Here is a 17,279-nt window from a genome sequence, read left to right as displayed (position 1 = left end):
GCGACTTACCCTGGACGGGTGCCAAAGACGAAAAAGGCGAAGCCCGACAAATCGGCCAAGGGCTCTTCGCAGGCAACGGCCCCCAAGTCCAAGAAGTCCCCGAAGAAGACCTCCGTGTCCGACGAGAAGGGACTCGACTTCGCTCGCGCATGGGTGGAATTTCCGGATCCGGCCGATGACGAGCAGGTCTTCCGGTGCGATCTGACATGGCTGACCTCTCGCTGGAACTGCATCTTCGGAAGCGGCTGCCAGGGCATCCAGGCGGGCCGCGCCGACGACGGCTGCTGCACGCTGGGCGCCCACTTCTCGGACGAGGACGACGAGAAGCGCGTGGCCGAGCACGTGGCGAGGCTCACGCCGGAGATCTGGCAGCACCATGACGTGGGCGTGGCGACCGGCTGGGTCTCCGAGGACGAGGACGGCGACCGCCAGACTCGCCCGTACCAGGGCTCGTGCATCTTCCAGAACCGTCCCGGCTTCGCCGGCGGCGCGGGCTGCTCGCTGCACATCCTCGCCCTGAAGGAGGGCCGCGAGCCGCTGGAGACCAAGCCGGACGTCTGCTGGCAGCTGCCCGTGCGCCGGACGTACGAGTGGATCGACCGGCCCGACGACACCCGGGTGCTCCAGGTCTCCATCGGCGAGTACGACCGCCGCGGCTGGGGTCCCGGGGGCCACGACCTGCACTGGTGGTGCACGTCGGCGACCTCCGCGCACGGCGCGGGCGACCCGGTGTACGTCTCGTACCGCCCGGAGCTGATCGAGCTGATGGGCAAGGAGGGGTACGACCGCCTGGTCGAGCTCTGCGAGGAGCGGCTGGCCTCGCAGCTGCCCCTGCTGGCACCGCATCCGGCGGATCCGGTGGCCTGATCTCTACTGGTCCCGCATTTTCCGGCGCCACCCGGTCCGCCGTGTGTCGGCGCTACCCGGTCCGGCATTTTTCGGCGCTTGGTCGGCGCTACGAGGACGGGCTCGGGTCGCCGCTGTCGCTGGGCGGTGGCGTCGAACCGCCCGGGTCGGAGGGGGCCGAGCCCGTGGGGGTGGGCTGGGGGTCGGACGGGGTCGGATCGCTGGGCGTCGGTGTCGGGTCGCTCGGGGTCGGGCCGGGGTCGGAGGGGGTCGGATCGCTGGCAGTCGGGCCGGGGTCGTGGCCACCGGGGTCGTGGCTGCCCGGGTCGGACGGCCCCGCGTTCCCGTACCCGTCGATCGTGACGACGGCGCCCGCCGGTGCGATCGACACCCGCGCGCTCCAGGAGCCCACCGGCTCACGAAGATGATCTACGTACACCTTGATCGTCAACGATTCGCCGGGTTCGAGGGTTCCCGAGGACTGGCTCAGGTAGAGCCAGGAGGCGCCGCTGTACGCGGCCCAGTGCACCGGTGAACTGCCGGACGCGGTCAGCGTGACTAGGGTCGTGTCGCCGCTGCTGCCCGCCGCCACGGAGAGGTGTCCGACGCCCGGTTCCGAGGTGCTTCCGGGGGCGCTGACGACCTCCACGGAGACGTCGGGCGAGCGGCTGCCCTTGGTGAAGTGGGCATCGGGTTTCGTGCTGGCGTTGCCGGCGTTCTCGTAGCCGCCCGCCTCCTCGCCGTTGATGCCGTCGGGGCTGTGCGCCTCGCTCGCGGTGACCGGGCGGCCGTCGGTGCCCTCGCCGGTGAGGGGCGCGCCGCGGTAGGCCGCCCAGAGGGCGAGGACGGGTGCGGCGACGACGGTGGCGACGACGGTTGTCGTGATGGCCCGCGCGCGGAGCCGGTCCCTTCGTGCGGCGTGGTCCTTGGGGTCCATCGGGAAGCCGCGCCGGTCGAAGCGCGGAGCACTGCCCCGCGCGCGCGGGGCGTGCGCCATCGCGAGATGCAGGGCGGTGCGCGGGGCCTCCAGGACGGGGAGCGCGGCGGGCGTGACGCTGGTGCCGGGCCAGGCGCCGGGGACCGCGCGCTCGGCGATGCGGCGGCAGCGCGGGCAGTCGTCGACGTGCCGGACCAGCTCGCGGCGCAGGGCGGTGCTCAGAACGAGCTGGTTGTCGCCGGTGAGGCGGGCGACGCTCGCGCAACTGCCGGTCTCGACGACGGCGAGCGCGGCGCTGGTGCGTTCGACCTCGCAGGCGGCGGAGGCGAGCAGCTCGCGCGCGAGGGCGAGGTCCATGCCGAGGACGGCGGCGACCTCGTGGGCGGCGAGCTGGTGACGCACGGCGAGTTCGAGCGCCTCGCGCTGCTCGGGAGTGGTGCCGGCGGCCTCCGGCCAGGCCAGCAAGGCGAGTTCGCGCCGGCGCTGCGTCTGGGTTTCCTCGGAGACGGGGGCGCTCAGCGCCTCGGCCGCGTGCCGGTCGGCGGCGCCGCTGTGAGCGCCTTTTGAGGCGCCCTTGGCCTCGCTCTTGCGGGTCGCGCGCCGGCCGGAGGCGTGCGCCGCCTGGCGTCTGCGCCGGGCCTCGGTGAGTTTGCGCAGACATGACCAGCGGGCGAGCGCGTACAGCCAGGCCCTGCCGTCGTCCGCGGACTCGGGACGGCGCGGACTCCGTCGCTCGGCCAGCGCGAGAGCCTCCCCGAGGGCGGCGGTGGCCGCATCGTGGTCGCACAGCACGGACAGGCAGTAGGTGAACAGGCCGTCCAGATAAGGCTCGTAGTGCGCGGGAGGGCGCTGAGCCGGGGTGCGGGTGTGCGCGCCACGGGTCGCGGTCACCCGCTTGCGTGCGTCTCCGTGCGCCCGGTGTGCGCCGGTGGTCTGCGTGGAGGTCTCCGGACTGCTGCTCATCACCTGTGCGACCGTAGGCGCCCAAGGGTGGGCCCTTCTTCCCCCTTGAGCACATTTAATCCGTACGGGTGAAACGATCCCTCATAAGAGGACAGAAACCTCCGTTTCCATGGCCCAGGCCTTCACGGGCGGCGATGGCAGGCCATGGCAAATGCCTTGCCGGACACCATCACCTGGACCTTCCGAAGGCCCGGCCACCGCGATGACTTCGGCCCCGCGCCGGAGTCTCCATGGCATGACCTACATCGCATCCGCCATCTCCATGTCCCTCGACGGCTTCGTCACCGCTGCGGGCAATGACCGCGCACACCCGCTGGGCGTCGACGGCGAACGGCTGTTCCGGTGGCTCATGCCGCCGATGGCCGAGTCCGACAGCGTCTTCCTGGAGTCCGCGATCGCCCGGTGCGGCGCGCTGATCATGGGGCGTCGCAGTTACGACACGTTCGAGGGCAGCGACACCGGCCCGGTCGGCAAGGTCCCCGTGTTCGTCCTCACCCACAATCCGCCGCCTCCCGAGACGGTGGCCGCGCCCGACGTCTTCCGCTTCGTCACCGACGGGATCGAGTCGGCCGTGGCCCAGGCGTCGAAGGCGGCGGGCGACCACAACGTGGTCGCGCTGCACGGAGCGACGCCGGTCCGGCAGGCGCTGCGGGCCGGGCTCGTGGACGAGATCACCGTCCATGTCGTGCCGGTGCTCCTCGGGGCCGGCACGCGCCTCTTCGACCACCTCGCGGACCTGCGCGTGGAGTTGGAGCGCTTCCAGGTCATCGAGTCGCCCGAGGTCACGCATCTGCGGTTCCGGGTCGTGAAGTAGCCCCGCCGGGTCACCCGTCTCGTATCCCCACCGACAGTCCCCTGCGGGCGCCGACGTCGTACCGTACCCCCGTGCCCATGGACAACGCCCCGCGCCCTCAGTCCCTGATGCTGACCTTCCTCGGCGACCAGGTGCTGGGCCGGGGCGTGTGCGTGTACTCCGGGAGCGTCATCGAGGTGTTCGCGCGGGCCGGGGTCGGCGAGCACGCGACGCGCTCGACGCTGACCCGGATGGTGGGCCGCGGGCTGCTGCTCCGCCGCCGCGAGGGCCGCCGCACCTACTTCGGCCTCACCGAGCGCTCCGAGGCGATCCTGCGCGACGGCGAGCAGCGGATCTGGAAGGGCGGCGCGGTCAACCGCGACTGGGACGGCACCTGGTCGCTGCTCGGCTTCTCGCTGCCCGAGTCGTGGCAGCGCCGGCGGCACGATCTGCGCTCGCAGCTCACCTGGGCCGGTTTCGGCCCGCTGTTCAGCGGCCTGTGGATCGCGCCCGGCGAGGTCGACGTCTCCGGGATCGTCGCGGAACTCGGCCTCGCGGCGCACGTCAAGGTGTTCCGCGCGCGGGCCGACATCGGCATGGACATCGCGGAGATGATCAACGACACGTGGGACCTCGCCGAACTCGCCGACGATTACCGCGCGTTCGACGACGCCTGGCGCCCGCTCCGCGAGCGCCCCGGCGCGAGCGGCAAGCCCCCGGAGGACGCCCTCGCGCTGCGCCTGCGCCTGTCCACCGAGTGGCTCCAGGTCATCCGCAGCGACCCGCGCCTGCCCGTGCAGCACCTCCCCGCCGACTGGCCGGCAGCCCCGGCCGAGGAGACGTTCCGGGCGGTGCACGCACGCCTGGACGCGCCCGCGCGGGAGGCGGCGCGACGAGTCCTGGAGACGGTACCGGCAGAGGCGTAGGCCGGCCCGCCTTCGCGTACGGCATCTGGCCCGCCCTTCGGATCACGCCTGGGCCGTGGGGTGTGCCGGCAGTTGTGAGGCGCCGTAACCCGAAGTCGGCGTGATCCGAAGGACAGGCCCCTGGCCGCCCTTTTCGCTCGTACGCGTCTCGGCGTCCACGGCCGTACGTCATCCCTCTTCGCACCCGATCCCTTTTTTCGCACCCGCCGCGGTGCCCCCTCCCTCCCTGGCTCTCTCCTCCACTGATGTTGTGCACTCCATTGACGGCAGTCAGATAAACGCCCTACATTCCCAGGCATTCAGTGCACTGAGCATCTGCACCGAGCGCTCCCGTCCTCTCCCGCCCTCTCCCGCCCTCCTCCGTCAGCCCGCAGATCGGAGCCCCAGGACATGCCCGCACGCACCCGCCTGGCCCGTACAACCGCAGCTCTGGGGACGGCAGCCGCCCTCTCCGTCACCGCCCCCGCCGCCCGTGCGGACGCACCCGTCACCCGGCAGCTGACCGGCACCCTGACCGACGGCGCCACGTGGATCGCCGATGTCCCGGCCGACTGGAACGGCACGCTGCTGCTGTTCAGCCACGGCTTCGGCCCGACCGTCGCCAAGGACGCGCCCTCGGACGCCGCCCGCAGCCGACTGATCACCGAGGGCTATGCGCTGGCCGGCTCCTCGTACGACCCGAAGGGGTCCATGTGGGCGCTGGAGAGCGCCGAACGCGACCAGTTCGCCACCCTCGCCGCCGTCAAGGCAGAGATCGGCAAGCCGCGGCTCACGCTCTCCCTCGGCCAGTCCATGGGTGGCCTGGTCAATGCCCGGATCGCCCGGGACGGCGCGGGCCGCGTCGACGGCGCGCTCGGCCTGTGCGGCCTGGTCGCGGGCGGCACCGACCTGGACAACTATCAGCTGGACGCCGAGTACACGATCGCCCGCCTGCTGTTGCCGGCCGAGGACCTGAAGCTGGTGAACTTCACCTCGGCCGCCGAGGCGGCAGCCACCGCCGACCGCCTCACCGCGGCCGTCACCGCCGCTCAGGCGTCCCCCCAGGGAAGGGCCCGCGTCGCCCTGGCCGCCGCCTTCCTCAACCTCCCGGCCTGGGCGCCCGGCGAGGACCGCCCCGCCGCCGACGACTGGGCGGGGCAGGAGGAACAGCAGTACGCGTGGCTCGCCCAGGGCCTGCTGTCCTTCGTCGAGGGCGGCCGGTACGCCGTGGAGCAGTCCGTGGGCGGCAACAACTCCTGGAACCGGGCCATCGACTACGCGGGCCTGCTCGCGCGCTCCGTCCACGCCCCGCAGGTCCGCGCGCTGTACCGGACGGCGGGCCTGGACCTCCACACGGACCTCCGGACCCTCACCCACGATGCCGACATCGCGGCCGACCCGGCCGCGGTGCGCACCGCACAGCGCACGTCCTCGGCCGGACAGGGACTCGGCGTACCCCTCCTCGACGTGCACACCACGGCCGACAATCTCGTACCGGTGGAGCAGGAGAACCGGTTCGCCGACCGCGTGCGCGCCTCCGGCGACACCGAGCTGCTGCGGCAGGCCTACGTCGAACGCCAGGGCCACTGCACCTTCACCACGGCCGAGACACTCGCCGCCGTACACGCCGTCGAACACCGCGTGACCACCGGCCGCTGGGACCACGCCGCCGCACCGGCCGCCCTCCAGAAGGCGGCCCTCGGTCTGGGCCTGGACGGTGCGGCGTACACCGCGTACCGCCCGGCAGAACTGACGGGGGGCCGCTGAATACGGGCGTCTTCCCGCCCCCTCCGCCCCACCCGTCCCGTCCCTGGGGCTCCGCCCCCAGACCCCGTATCGGCCTGAACGGCCTCGTCCTCGAACACCGAACGGGCTGAAACTCAGCCCGCAGCCGCCCACCCGCACAAGGCGCCGTGCCGGTGCATCGAATGCCCGCATCCGGACGGATCCAAAAGGACAGCACCCTTCCACCCCGCAGCCGATCCGTTCGGATGCGGGCGGATGTACCGGCGCGGCCCCGACCCATGACAGCGGCACGGCGGCACGCGCACCCACCCCTGGCACCAGCAACGTAGGGACACCCCATGCCCCGACTCCCCCTCGGCACCCTGATCGCCGGCTGTCTGGCCGTCTGCCTGGCCCAGATCGGCATCGCCATCCCGGCCACCCTCAACGGCCTCTTCCAGGAGCATCTGCACCCGGTCGGCTCGCAGTTGACCTGGATATCGGACGCCTTCCTCCTCCCGGTCACCGTCCTGGAGCTGTCCTTCGGAGTCCTCGGCGACCTCTTCGGCCGCAAGCGACTGCTCGTCGGCGGCGCGCTCCTGCTCGGCGCCGGCGAGGTCGTCGCGGCCTCCAGCGCGGGCGTCCACCAGCTCTGGGTCGGCCAGGCGCTCGCCGGCCTCGGCGCGGCCGCGCTCTTCCCGACCTCGCTCGCGATGATCGCCGCCGGCACCCACACCCACGCCCAGCGGGCCCGCGCGATCGCCGTCTGGGCGTCCAGCCTGTCGGCGGGCGGCTTCCTCGCGCCACTGCTCGGCGGGATCACGGGAACGTACGGATCATGGCGCTGGTCGTTCGTCGTGGTGGCGATCGTCGCCGTGGTCAGCGCACTGGTGAGCGTCCTGCTCGCCGCCGACTCCCGTTCCCCGGAAGGGCGTTCGCTGGACATCGGTGGCCAGATCACCATCGGAGTCGGCCTGTTCGCCCTCCTGTACGCCGTCATCCAGGGCCCGACCGACGGCTGGGGGGCGAGCCCGGTGGTCGTCGCCTTCATCGTCGCTGCGGCCTTCCTCGCCCTTTTCGTCGTCGCGGAGCGCCGCGCCGCCTCCCCGCTCCTGCGCCTCGACCTGTTCCGCAACCGCTCCTTCGCGGTGGCGTCCGTCGTGGCCGTCGTCGGCATGTTCAGCTTCCTCGGCACGGCGTACGGGGCGAGCATCCGGCTCGGTCCGATCCAGCACCAGACGCCGATGCGTACGGCCTTCGCGTTCCTGCTCCTCAACGGCATCACCCCGTTCCTGACCCCGCTCACCTCACGGCTCCTCGCCCGCGTCTCCGCACGCCGGCTGCTCACGGCGGGCCTGCTGCTGATCGCGGCGGGTGACTACCTCGCGGCCACGCTCGACGTGGACGACCGGGCGCTGACCTCGCTGATCCTGCCGCTCGGCCTGGTCGGCATCGGCTTCGCGTTCACCGTCTCCTCGATCACGGCGACGGCCGTCAACACCGTGCCGGTGCACCTCGCGGGCATGGCCAGCGCCTCCACGAACCTGCTGCGCGACTTCGGCTTCACCCTCGGCCCCGCCGTCATCGGCGCGGTCGCCCTCAGCCAGGCGGCCTCCCAGGTCACGAAGTCGCTCGCCGGATCCCAGCTGGCCCCCGCGTCACAGGCGGCGGCCCACGAGGTCCTCAAGGAGGGGGGCCCACTCGCCCTCAACTCCGTCCCCGCGAGCTCCCCACCGGGCGCGGCCCGCTCGTACGCCCTGGACGCGCTCGGCCACGGCTACTCGATCGGCTTCGTGGTGTGCGGCTCGGCGGCCCTGTTCGCGGCACTGCTGGTGCTGCTCGCGCTGCGCGGAGGTACGGCGGAGGAGCCGACGACGGATGCGGACGAAGGAGTCGCGGTGGCCGTGCCGAGCTGATCCGGCACCGGACCGACCGGACTGGTCCCGAACCGGACCGACCGGACCGACCGGACTGATCGGACTGATCGGACTGATCGGACTGATCGGACCGGACCGACCGGACTGATCTCGGACCGGACCGACCGGAATGGTCCCGACACCGGGGGTGAGCTCGGGGTGGATCGCGCAACCTGACGTCGACGGGGTGCCGCTGTGGGCATGCCTGCCGCTCCTGGCGGCACGCATGCCCACAGCTGCGACAGCCCCCCGAGTCGCCTCGCGCGTCGGCCCCCGCAGGGCGGACCCCCAGCGCGGCTCCGCGATGTCAGTGCCCTCGGCTACGGTTCCGTGCATGGCTGCCCGTACGAAAACCGCGAAGGACCGACCGTCCTACCGCTGCACAGAGTGCGGCTGGCAGACGGCCAAGTGGCTCGGCCGCTGCCCCGAGTGCCAGGCATGGGGCACGGTCGAGGAGTACGGCGCGCCCGCGGTGCGGACGACGACGCCCGGTCGCGTCACCACGTCCGCGGTGCCCATCGGCCAGGTCGACGGTCGCCAGGCCACGGCGCGCACGACCGGCGTGCCCGAGCTGGACCGCGTCCTGGGCGGCGGGCTGGTCCCCGGCGCGGTCGTCCTGGTCGCGGGCGAGCCGGGCGTCGGCAAGTCCACGCTCCTGCTCGACGTGGCGGCGAAGTCGGCGAGCGACGAGCACCGCACGTTGTACGTGACGGGTGAGGAGTCGGCCAGCCAGGTCCGGCTCCGAGCCGACCGCATCAAGGCGATCGATGACCACCTCTATCTCGCCGCGGAGACCGATCTTGCCGCCGTCCTCGGACACTTGGACGCGGTGAAGCCGTCCCTGCTGATCCTGGACTCGGTCCAGACGGTGGCCTCTCCGGAGATCGACGGCGCACCCGGCGGCATGGCGCAGGTCCGCGAAGTGGCGGGCGCCCTGATCCGCGCCTCCAAGGAGCGCGGTATGTCCACGCTCCTCGTGGGCCATGTCACAAAGGACGGCGCGATCGCGGGCCCACGGCTCCTCGAACACCTCGTGGACGTCGTCCTGCACTTCGAGGGCGACCGGCACGCACGCCTCAGACTCGTACGAGGGGTCAAGAACCGTTACGGGACGACGGACGAGGTCGGCTGCTTCGAGCTGCACGACGAGGGCATCACGGGCCTGGCCGACCCGAGCGGCCTGTTCCTGACCCGCCGTGCCGAGCCGGTCCCCGGCACCTGCCTGACCGTCACGCTGGAAGGCCGCCGCCCGCTGGTCGCCGAAGTCCAGGCCCTGACCGTCGACTCGCAGATCCCCTCCCCCCGCCGCACCACCTCCGGCCTGGAGACCTCCCGCGTCTCGATGATGCTCGCCGTCCTGGAGCAGCGAGGCCGGATCAGCGCCCTGGGAAAGCGGGACATCTACTCCGCGACGGTCGGCGGCGTGAAGCTCTCCGAGCCCGCGGCGGACCTCGCGATCGCGCTCGCCCTCGCGTCCGCGGCGAGTGACACCCCGCTCCCCAAGAACCTCGTGGCGATCGGCGAAGTGGGGCTCGCGGGCGAGGTCAGACGGGTCACGGGCGTCCAGCGCCGGCTCACCGAAGCGCACCGCCTGGGCTTCACGCACGCCCTCGTACCGACCGACCCGGGCAAGATCCCTCCCGGTATGAAGGTCCTGGAAGTCGCCGACATGGGCGACGCGCTGCGAGTCCTTCCGCGCTCCCGTCGCAGAGAGGCCCCACGGGAGGACGAGGACCGCCGGTAGACTTTGCCCTGGTCTCGCCCGTCCGTACGAACCGAGGGCGACCGGAAACCTGCGACCGGAGGAGTGCAGTGGCAGCCAACGACCGGGCAGCAGCTCCCGGAAAGTCCGGTGGGAGCTCCGGTGCCGATGGCCTGATGCGCGCCTCACTGAGCGCCGTGGCACCCGGCACGGCGCTGCGCGACGGGCTTGAGCGGATTCTCCGCGGCAACACGGGCGGACTCATCGTGCTCGGCTCCGACAAGACCGTCGAAGCGATGTGTACGGGCGGATTCGTCCTGGATGTCGAGTTCACCGCGACCCGCCTGCGCGAACTGTGCAAGCTCGACGGCGGCATCGTGCTCGACAAGGACATCACCAAGATCCTGCGGGCGGGCGTGCAGCTGGTGCCCGACCCGACGATCCCGACGGAGGAGACGGGCACGCGGCACCGCACCGCGGACCGGGTGAGCAAGCAGGTCGGCTTCCCGGTGGTCTCCGTGTCCCAGTCGATGCGCCTGATCGCCCTGTACGTGGACGGTCAGCGCCGCGTCCTGGAGGACTCCGCCGCGATCCTCTCCCGCGCCAACCAAGCCCTCGCGACCCTGGAGCGCTACAAGCTCCGCCTCGACGAGGTCGCGGGCACGCTGTCGGCGCTGGAGATCGAGGATCTGGTCACCGTCCGGGACGTCTCCGCGGTCGCCCAGCGTCTGGAGATGGTGCGGCGCATCGCCACCGAGATCGCCGAGTACGTGGTGGAACTGGGCACCGACGGGCGTCTTCTCGCACTCCAGCTGGACGAGTTGATCGCGGGCGTCGAGCCCGAGCGGGAACTCGTGGTCCGGGACTACGTGCCCGAGCCGACCGCCAAGCGCTCCCGCACGGTCGACGAGGCACTCTCGGAGCTGGACGCGCTCACCCACGCGGAGCTCCTCGAACTCCCCACCGTGGCACGGGCGTTGGGCTACACGGGCTCCCCCGAGGCCCTCGACTCGGCCGTCTCCCCGCGCGGCTTCCGCCTCCTCGCCAAGGTGCCCCGTCTGCCCGGCGCGATCATCGACCGGCTCGTGGAGCACTTCGGAGGGCTGCAGAAGCTGCTCGCCGCGAGTGTGGACGACCTGCAGACGGTCGACGGGGTGGGCGAGGCGCGGGCGCGCAGTGTCCGCGAGGGGCTGTCGCGACTGGCGGAGTCGTCGATCCTGGAGCGGTACGTCTAGCCTCTGCGGTTTTCACGGCCGACCTGGGGCAACGTCCCGCCCCGGCGCCCGGCGCTGCGGCGCCGGGGCGGGAGCGGGAGCGGAACGTCTGGCATCGCGCACGGGCTCTCGGCTCGCGACTCACCGGCGCGGCCGCCAGGACCGCGGAGCCCGCTGGAGCCCAGTCCCTCGACAGCACGAACGACGTCCGGGCCTTCGTCCCGCACGGGCTCTCGGCTCGCGACTCACCGGCGCGGCCGCCAGGACCGCGGAGCCCGCTGGGCCCTGGTCCTTCCACAGCACGAACGACGTCCGGACCTTCGTCCCGCACGGGCTCTCGGCTCGCGACTCACCGGCGCGGCCGCCAGGACCGCGGAGCCCGCTGGGGCCTAGTCCTTCGACAGCACGAATGACGTCTGGGCCTTCGTCAGTCCCGGCGCCTTCGCCTCCACCAAGTACGTACCGGCGGACGCCGAACCGGCCGGAGGCGTGGCGCACTCGGGGGCGCTGCCCCTGCGGTCCCACTCCACCCTGTAGGTCACCCGCCCGTCGGCCGGTACGCGGAAGAGGAGGCTGCCGACGCTCTTCGGGCAGTCGTCCGAGGACCAGATGTCGGTGTCACTGCCTGCCTGAGTGATCGTCAGCACCGTGTTCTTCGGGCCCAGATCGACCTTGCAGGCGCTGCCGGAGGAGTTCTTGGCGATGAGCTCGAACGTGGGCTTGTCGCCGGGGGCGTAGGTGTTGTGCACGCTGCGCAGGGTCAACTTGACCGCGTCGGCAGTGCAGTTGGGGAGGCTGGACCCGGCGGGAAGCTGCTCCCCCGCCCCTCCGGCGCCGTTGGATCCGTCGTCGGACCCGCCGCTGGACGCGCCTCCGCTGCCACTGGAGCCCCCCGAAGCGGACCCCGTCCCGTCGCCGGTCCCGCTTCCGTCGCTGCTTCCGCCGCTGCTGTCGCTGCCGCTCGACTCGTCGCGACCGCCCGGGTGTTGGCTGATCGCGGGGCCGGAGCCGGAGGGGCCGGGAGTGATCGAGGGCGCGGGATTCTTGCCGTTGGACCCGTCGGCGTTGTTCTTGCCGCCTCCGCCGCCGGAGCCGACCACCCACACGATGAGCAGCGCCAACAGGGCGACCACAGACAGCAGAACGGCCCTCCGACGCCAGTAGATGGTGGAGGGAAGCGGCCCGACCGGATTGCGCAGAGATCCCACGGCGCAAACTGTACGAGAGATCCGCCCCGGCGCTTGCCCCACCCGCCGCCCCGACTTCAACTTTTCCGGATCATCATCTCGACGCCAGGCGGTTGTTCGCCCCCCGGGGGGCTCTGCCCCAGACCCCCGGGCTGTTCTCCGGGTACGGGTGGGTGGGGGCTTGTCGCGCCGTTCCCCACGCCCCTTACAGGGCCCCTCCTGGGACCCCGGGGCCCCAGGAGCGGGACGGGTGCGGCGAAAGGGGGCGAAAAACCACCCCGTCCGCACCCGGCGTCGAGCGCGCACCCCCAACCCCCGCATGGCAGGATCGACTACGCCATGACTGCACCCACCAAGCCCACCCAAAACGCCCCTGGCGAGCCCCTGCACACCCCCGTCATCGCCTGGTTCGAGGAGCACGCCCGCGACCTCCCCTGGCGGCGCCCGGACGCCGGCCCCTGGGGAGTGATGGTCAGCGAGTTCATGCTGCAGCAGACCCCGGTGAACCGCGTCCTGCCCGTGTACGAGCAGTGGCTGGCCCGCTGGCCCCGCCCCGCCGACCTGGCGAAGGAAGCGCCGGGCGAGGCCGTCCGCGCCTGGGGCCGGCTCGGTTACCCCCGGCGCGCGCTGCGCCTGCACGGCGCGGCGGTGGCCATAACGGAGCGGCACGGCGGCGACGTACCCACCGAGCACGCCCAGTTGCTCGCGCTGCCCGGCATCGGGGAGTACACCGCCGCGGCGGTGGCGTCGTTCGCGTACGGGCAGCGGCACGCCGTGCTCGACACGAATGTCAGAAGGGTCTTCGCACGTGCCGTCACCGGCGTGCAGTACCCGCCGAACGCCACCACCGCCGCCGAACGCAAGCTCGCCCGCGCGCTGCTCCCCGAGAGCGAGCGCACGGCCTCCCGCTGGGCCGCCGCGTCCATGGAGCTCGGCGCGCTCGTCTGCACGGCGAAGAACGAGACCTGCGACCGCTGCCCGATCGCCGCGCAGTGCACCTGGCGGCTGGCGGGCAAGCCGGAGCACGACGGGCCCCCGAGGCGCGGACAGACCTACGCGGGTACGGACCGGCAGGTCCGTGGGAAGCTCCTCGCCGTGCTCAGAGAGGCAGTCGGGCCCGTGCCGCAGGCCGCCCTGGACCGCGTATGGCACGAACCCGTGCAGCGGGCCCGCGCGCTCGACGGTCTCGTCGCCGACGGACTCGTGGAACCGCTCGCGGGCGGTCTGTATCGGCTGCCGTTGACCTAGCAGTTGAGGCGATCCGCAGAGCAAAGGCGGATCAAACAGGACGCACAGCCACCTCGCCTTACCCCGCACCTACATCCGTTACACAACCGACGGACAGCCGATTGCTTGCCGCAGGCTGGCTCGGACAACCCCGTGACAACGCCTCCGTAGCTTCATTTGCGTACCGCACACAACGCGGCACAGCAACGGACAACCGGCAGCAGGCAGGTCGGAAACGGGGATGGAGGCGGTTGATCATGGCGCACGGCGAGGTGCTCGAATTCGAAGAGTACGTCCGCACTCGGCAGGACGCGCTGCTGCGCAGTGCCCGCCGCCTGGTCCCCGACCCGGTCGACGCCCAGGACCTGCTGCAGACCGCGCTCGTACGGACGTACGGCCGCTGGGACGGCATCGCGGACAAACGGCTGGCCGACGCGTACCTGCGCCGCGTGATGATCAATACGCGCACCGAGTGGTGGCGGGCCCGGAAGCTGGAGGAGGTCCCGACGGAGCAGCTGCCGGACGCGTCCATCGACGACTCCACCGAGCAGCACGCGGATCGCGCGCTCCTGATGGACATCATGAAGGTGCTCGCTCCCAAGCAGCGCAGTGTCGTGGTGCTGCGACACTGGGAGCAGATGTCCACGGAGGAGACGGCCGCCGCGCTTGGCATGTCGGCCGGAACGGTCAAGAGCACGCTGCACCGGGCGCTGGCCCGGCTCCGCGAGGAGCTGGAGAGCCGGAACTACGAGGAGCGCGGCGCCCGCGCGCTCGAACCGAGTGAGGAGCGGGAGCGTTGCGCGGCCTAGGAACTCGGGCCAGGGAGGTCCTGAAGGCGGGGAGTACGGCAGCGGCCGTGCTCACCGCCCTCAGCCTTTTCGTGACCGCCTGCGCCACGGGGGGTACGGGCGCCCGCGACGAGGGTCCGGCGGGCAGTGAGGCGGTGGCCAAGGGCGCCGCCTCGCCCACCGCCTCCGCCTCGCCCGGCAAGGCGGCCAAGCGGGTGGACGCGGTCCAACTCGTCAAGGACGACCCACAGGTCAGCGCGTCGGTCAAGCGCGATCTGAAGCCGTGCGTCGCTGACGAGTATCCGGTCGACGTGTCGTACGGGAACCTGACCGGGGGTTCCTCGGACGACATCGTGATCAACGTGATGACCTGCGCCGATGCCGTCGGCATGGGCTCGTACGTGTACCGCGAGAAAAACGGCAAGTACGAGAATGTCTTCAAGGCCGAGCAGCCTCCCGTCTACGCCGAGATCGACCGGGGCGATCTGGTGGTCACCCAGCAGCTGTACAAGACGGACGACCCGGTGTCGTATCCCTCCAGCGAAGAAGTGATCACCTACGGCTGGTCCGCGGCCCGCTTCACCGAGCGGTCCCGGATCCACAACGACTACAGCAACGCGGTGGGCGGCGCCGACTCGCCCGCCCCCTCGAACTGAGAGCACACGGAGCAGCCGGATGGCAGAGCAGACCCACGTCCTGTTCGTCGAGGACGACGACGTCATCCGCGAGGCCACGCAGCTCGCCTTGGAGCGCGACGGCTTCGCGGTCACCGCCATGCCCGACGGACTGTCCGGTCTGGAGGCGTTCCGCGCCGACCGCCCCGACATCGCCCTGCTGGATGTCATGGTGCCCGGACTCGACGGGGTCTCGCTGTGCCGCCGGATCCGTGACGAGTCGACCGTCCCCGTGATCATGCTGTCCGCGCGCGCCGACTCGATCGATGTCGTGCTCGGCCTGGAGGCGGGCGCCGACGACTACGTGACCAAGCCGTTCGACGGCGCCGTCCTGGTCGCCCGCATCCGTGCCGTACTGCGCCGCTTCGGACACGCCAACGGCGGCGCCCAGGCGGCCGAGGTCGCCTCGTCCGTCGACGGCGGGGTGCTCGCCTTCGGCGACCTCGAGATCGACACCGAGGGCATGGAGGTGCTCAAGAGCGGTACGCCGGTGGCGCTCACGCCTACCGAGATGCGGCTGCTCCTCGAGTTCTCGTCCGCGCCGGGTACCGTGCTCAGTCGCGACAAGCTGCTCGAACGTGTGTGGGACTACGGCTGGGGTGGAGACACCCGGGTCGTCGACGTCCATGTGCAGCGGCTGCGCACGAAGATCGGCCAGGACCGGATCGAGACGGTCCGCGGTTTCGGCTACAAGTTGAAGGCCTGAGCAGGGGTATGCGGGGGATATTTCGACGCCCGGACAACGGTATGAGTGTGGGCGTGGCCGGCGGTACAAGTGATGGCCTGGCCATCCGCACCGGCATCCGGTGGAAGCTCAGCGCGGCCATCGCCCTCGTCGGCGCCCTGGTCGCGATCGCGCTGAGCCTGGTCGTGCACAACGCGGCGCGCGTCTCGATGCTCGACAACTCGCGCGACCTGGCAAACGAGCGTATCCATTTCGCACAGCGCGTATACGGGCCCGGCCGGCCGCTGCCCGTCGGGGTCAAGCTCGACGATCCGGCCATCCCGGCGGACCTGCTGGCGAAGGTCTCGGAGGGACGGCGGGCCACCTACGTGTCCGACGGCCCGAACGGGGTCCCCGACATCTGGGCTGCCGTCCCGCTCAGGGACGGCAGGGTGCTGTCCTGGCACGAGCGGTTCACTGACCGCAGCGCGGACGTGATGAAGGACCTCGACCAGGCGCTCATCATCGGCTCCATCGCGGTCGTCTTCGGTGGCAGCGCGCTCGGCGTGCTCATCGGCGGCCAGCTGTCGGGCCGGCTGCGCAAGGCCGCGTCCGCCGCGAACCAGGTCGCCAAGGGCGAGACCGACGTACGGGTACGGGACGCGATCGGCGGTGTCGTGCGCGACGAGACCGACGACCTCGCGCGTGCCGTGGACGCCATGGCGGACGCGCTCCAGCAGCGCATCGAGGCCGAGCGCCGGGTGACCGCGGACATCGCGCACGAGCTGCGTACGCCCGTGACCGGATTGCTGACGGCCGCGGAGCTCCTGCCGCCCGGCCGTCCCACCGAGCTCGTCCGGGACCGGGCGCAGGCCATGCGCACCCTCGTCGAGGACGTCCTGGAGGTCGCCCGGCTCGACGGCGCGTCCGAGCGGGCCGAGCTGCAGGACATCATGCTCGGCGAGTTCGTGTCGCGCCGTGTGGCCGCCAAGGACGCGGACGTCGAGGTGCGTGTGGTGCACGAGTCGGAGGTCACGACGGACCCGCGGCGTCTGGAGCGCGTTCTGTTCAACCTCCTCGCGAACGCCTCCCGGCACGGCAAGCCTCCCATCGAGGTCACCGTGGAGGGCCGCGTCATCCGCGTCCGCGACCACGGCCCCGGCTTCCCCGAAGCGCTTCTCGCCGATGGCCCGAGCCGCTTCCGCACCGGCAGCACCGACCGTGCGGGCCACGGTCACGGCCTGGGCCTGACCATCGCCGCGGGCCAGGCCCGGGTGCTGGGCGCTCGGCTGACCTTCCGCAACGTACGCCCGGCGGGGGCACCGGACGACGTACCCGCCGAGGGCGCGGTCGCGGTGCTGTGGCTGCCGGAGCACGCGCCGACGAACACGGGGAGCTATCCGATGCTGCCGGGGTCGCGGAAGTAGCGCGCTGACAGGCAAGCGGCGTGGCCGGAGAATTCCCGCCACGCCCCTTGCGCATACGGGCCCGGTCAGGAGGCCTCATCAGGAGGACTCAGGAGCCCGACGCGGCACTTGGTCCTAGTACCACTTGGTGCAGTGGATCGTCGTGTTGTAGCCCGACTCTCCGCAGGCCCGCATCAGCTGGCCGTTGCGGTCGCGCCAGGCCTCGGTCCAGACGCTGCCGCCGCTCTCGATCTCCCGCCGGCCCAGCTGCGGTTTCCAGGTGCACCCGCCGTCGCTGCTGCGGTCCACCCAGACGTGCATCCCGACGGCGC

15 protein-coding genes are annotated in these 17,279 nt (G+C 71.8%); 12 read left to right on the top strand and 3 right to left on the bottom strand.

All coding sequences use genetic code 11. From position 1 onward, the window contains the following. Nucleotides 1–18 precede the first annotated feature (18 nt). Complete coding sequence (locus tag OG390_RS29395) at nt 19–867, top strand: hypothetical protein (RefSeq protein ID WP_406172481.1); 849 nt, start codon at nt 19–21, stop codon at nt 865–867. An 88-nt stretch (nt 868–955) separates the two neighbouring features. Here OG390_RS29395 and OG390_RS29390 read toward each other — a convergent pair whose 3' ends face one another. Next, nucleotides 956–2,746, bottom strand: coding sequence for a BACON domain-containing protein (locus OG390_RS29390; protein ID WP_406172480.1), 1,791 nt, complete (start codon nt 2,744–2,746; stop codon nt 956–958). Between the two features lie 235 nt (nt 2,747–2,981). Between OG390_RS29390 and OG390_RS29385 the strand changes: the two genes are divergently transcribed. From OG390_RS29385 to disA, 6 genes are all read left to right on the top strand, one after another. Further along, complete coding sequence (locus tag OG390_RS29385) at nt 2,982–3,560, top strand: dihydrofolate reductase family protein (protein WP_406172479.1); 579 nt, start codon at nt 2,982–2,984, stop codon at nt 3,558–3,560. Nucleotides 3,561–3,637: 77 nt separating this feature from the next. After that, complete coding sequence (locus OG390_RS29380) at nt 3,638–4,465, top strand: PaaX family transcriptional regulator C-terminal domain-containing protein (protein WP_406177911.1); 828 nt, start codon at nt 3,638–3,640, stop codon at nt 4,463–4,465. 390 nt (nt 4,466–4,855) lie between these two features. Beyond that, entirely contained in the window at nt 4,856–6,211 is a 1,356-nt protein-coding gene (locus OG390_RS29375; RefSeq protein WP_406172478.1) for an alpha/beta hydrolase, read from the top strand. Nucleotides 6,212–6,528: 317 nt separating this feature from the next. Further along, a complete protein-coding gene (locus OG390_RS29370; RefSeq protein ID WP_406172477.1) occupies nt 6,529–8,085 on the top strand; it encodes an MFS transporter in 1,557 nt (518 codons plus the stop codon). A gap of 334 nt (nt 8,086–8,419) precedes the next feature. After that, complete coding sequence (radA, locus tag OG390_RS29365; RefSeq protein WP_406172476.1) at nt 8,420–9,829, top strand: DNA repair protein RadA; 1,410 nt, start codon at nt 8,420–8,422, stop codon at nt 9,827–9,829. A gap of 68 nt (nt 9,830–9,897) precedes the next feature. Then, on the top strand, nt 9,898–11,022 hold the full coding sequence (gene disA / locus OG390_RS29360; protein ID WP_399075189.1) for a DNA integrity scanning diadenylate cyclase DisA: 1,125 nt from the start codon (nt 9,898–9,900) through the stop codon (nt 11,020–11,022). Between the two features lie 368 nt (nt 11,023–11,390). Here the strand turns inward: disA and OG390_RS29355 are convergent, their stop codons facing one another. Next, entirely contained in the window at nt 11,391–12,209 is an 819-nt protein-coding gene (locus tag OG390_RS29355; protein ID WP_406172475.1) for a hypothetical protein, read from the bottom strand. 318 nt (nt 12,210–12,527) lie between these two features. Between OG390_RS29355 and OG390_RS29350 the strand changes: the two genes are divergently transcribed. The 5 genes from OG390_RS29350 to cseC all read left to right on the top strand — a co-directional run bounded on the left by OG390_RS29350 (nt 12,528) and on the right by cseC (nt 16,968). After that, nucleotides 12,528–13,436, top strand: coding sequence for an A/G-specific adenine glycosylase (locus OG390_RS29350; protein ID WP_406172474.1), 909 nt, complete (start codon nt 12,528–12,530; stop codon nt 13,434–13,436). A gap of 236 nt (nt 13,437–13,672) precedes the next feature. Then, complete coding sequence (locus OG390_RS29345) at nt 13,673–14,224, top strand: SigE family RNA polymerase sigma factor (protein WP_399075195.1); 552 nt, start codon at nt 13,673–13,675, stop codon at nt 14,222–14,224. Continuing rightward, nucleotides 14,212–14,859, top strand: a complete 648-nt coding sequence (locus OG390_RS29340; protein ID WP_406172473.1) for a hypothetical protein — start codon at nt 14,212–14,214, stop codon at nt 14,857–14,859. Before OG390_RS29345 ends, OG390_RS29340 begins: the two co-directional genes overlap by 13 nt. 19 nt (nt 14,860–14,878) lie before the next feature. Beyond that, a complete protein-coding gene (gene cseB, locus OG390_RS29335) occupies nt 14,879–15,583 on the top strand; it encodes a two-component system response regulator CseB (protein WP_399075199.1) in 705 nt (234 codons plus the stop codon). A gap of 41 nt (nt 15,584–15,624) precedes the next feature. Continuing rightward, nucleotides 15,625–16,968 carry a two-component system sensor histidine kinase CseC gene (gene cseC / locus OG390_RS29330; RefSeq protein ID WP_406172472.1) on the top strand — a complete coding sequence of 448 codons (1,344 nt, stop codon included), beginning with the start codon at nt 15,625–15,627 and terminating at the stop codon, nt 16,966–16,968. A gap of 114 nt (nt 16,969–17,082) precedes the next feature. Here cseC and OG390_RS29325 read toward each other — a convergent pair whose 3' ends face one another. Further along, on the bottom strand, nt 17,083–17,256 hold the full coding sequence (locus OG390_RS29325; protein ID WP_406172471.1) for a hypothetical protein: 174 nt from the start codon (nt 17,254–17,256) through the stop codon (nt 17,083–17,085). Nucleotides 17,257–17,279 lie beyond the last annotated feature (23 nt).

Origin of the sequence: Streptomyces sp. NBC_00996, from assembly GCF_045162675.1 — a bacterium.
Classification (GTDB): domain Bacteria; phylum Actinomycetota; class Actinomycetes; order Streptomycetales; family Streptomycetaceae; genus Streptomyces.
Note: the sequence above shows the minus strand (reverse complement) of the source record. Positions and strands in the feature narration are given on the sequence as shown.

What these genes read in the sequence shown, in the direction of transcription:
- OG390_RS29390 (WP_406172480.1), bottom strand. Translation starts at nt 2,746, where the DNA reads ATGAGCAGCAGTCCGGAGACCTCCACGCAGACCACCGGCGCACACCGG.
- OG390_RS29385 (WP_406172479.1), top strand. Translation starts at nt 2,982, where the DNA reads ATGACCTACATCGCATCCGCCATCTCCATGTCCCTCGACGGCTTCGTC.
- OG390_RS29380 (WP_406177911.1), top strand. Translation starts at nt 3,638, where the DNA reads ATGGACAACGCCCCGCGCCCTCAGTCCCTGATGCTGACCTTCCTCGGC.
- OG390_RS29375 (WP_406172478.1), top strand. Translation starts at nt 4,856, where the DNA reads ATGCCCGCACGCACCCGCCTGGCCCGTACAACCGCAGCTCTGGGGACG.
- OG390_RS29370 (WP_406172477.1), top strand. Translation starts at nt 6,529, where the DNA reads ATGCCCCGACTCCCCCTCGGCACCCTGATCGCCGGCTGTCTGGCCGTC.
- radA (WP_406172476.1), top strand. Translation starts at nt 8,420, where the DNA reads ATGGCTGCCCGTACGAAAACCGCGAAGGACCGACCGTCCTACCGCTGC.
- OG390_RS29350 (WP_406172474.1), top strand. Translation starts at nt 12,528, where the DNA reads ATGACTGCACCCACCAAGCCCACCCAAAACGCCCCTGGCGAGCCCCTG.
- OG390_RS29345 (WP_399075195.1), top strand. Translation starts at nt 13,673, where the DNA reads ATGGCGCACGGCGAGGTGCTCGAATTCGAAGAGTACGTCCGCACTCGG.
- cseB (WP_399075199.1), top strand. Translation starts at nt 14,879, where the DNA reads ATGGCAGAGCAGACCCACGTCCTGTTCGTCGAGGACGACGACGTCATC.
- cseC (WP_406172472.1), top strand. Translation starts at nt 15,625, where the DNA reads ATGAGTGTGGGCGTGGCCGGCGGTACAAGTGATGGCCTGGCCATCCGC.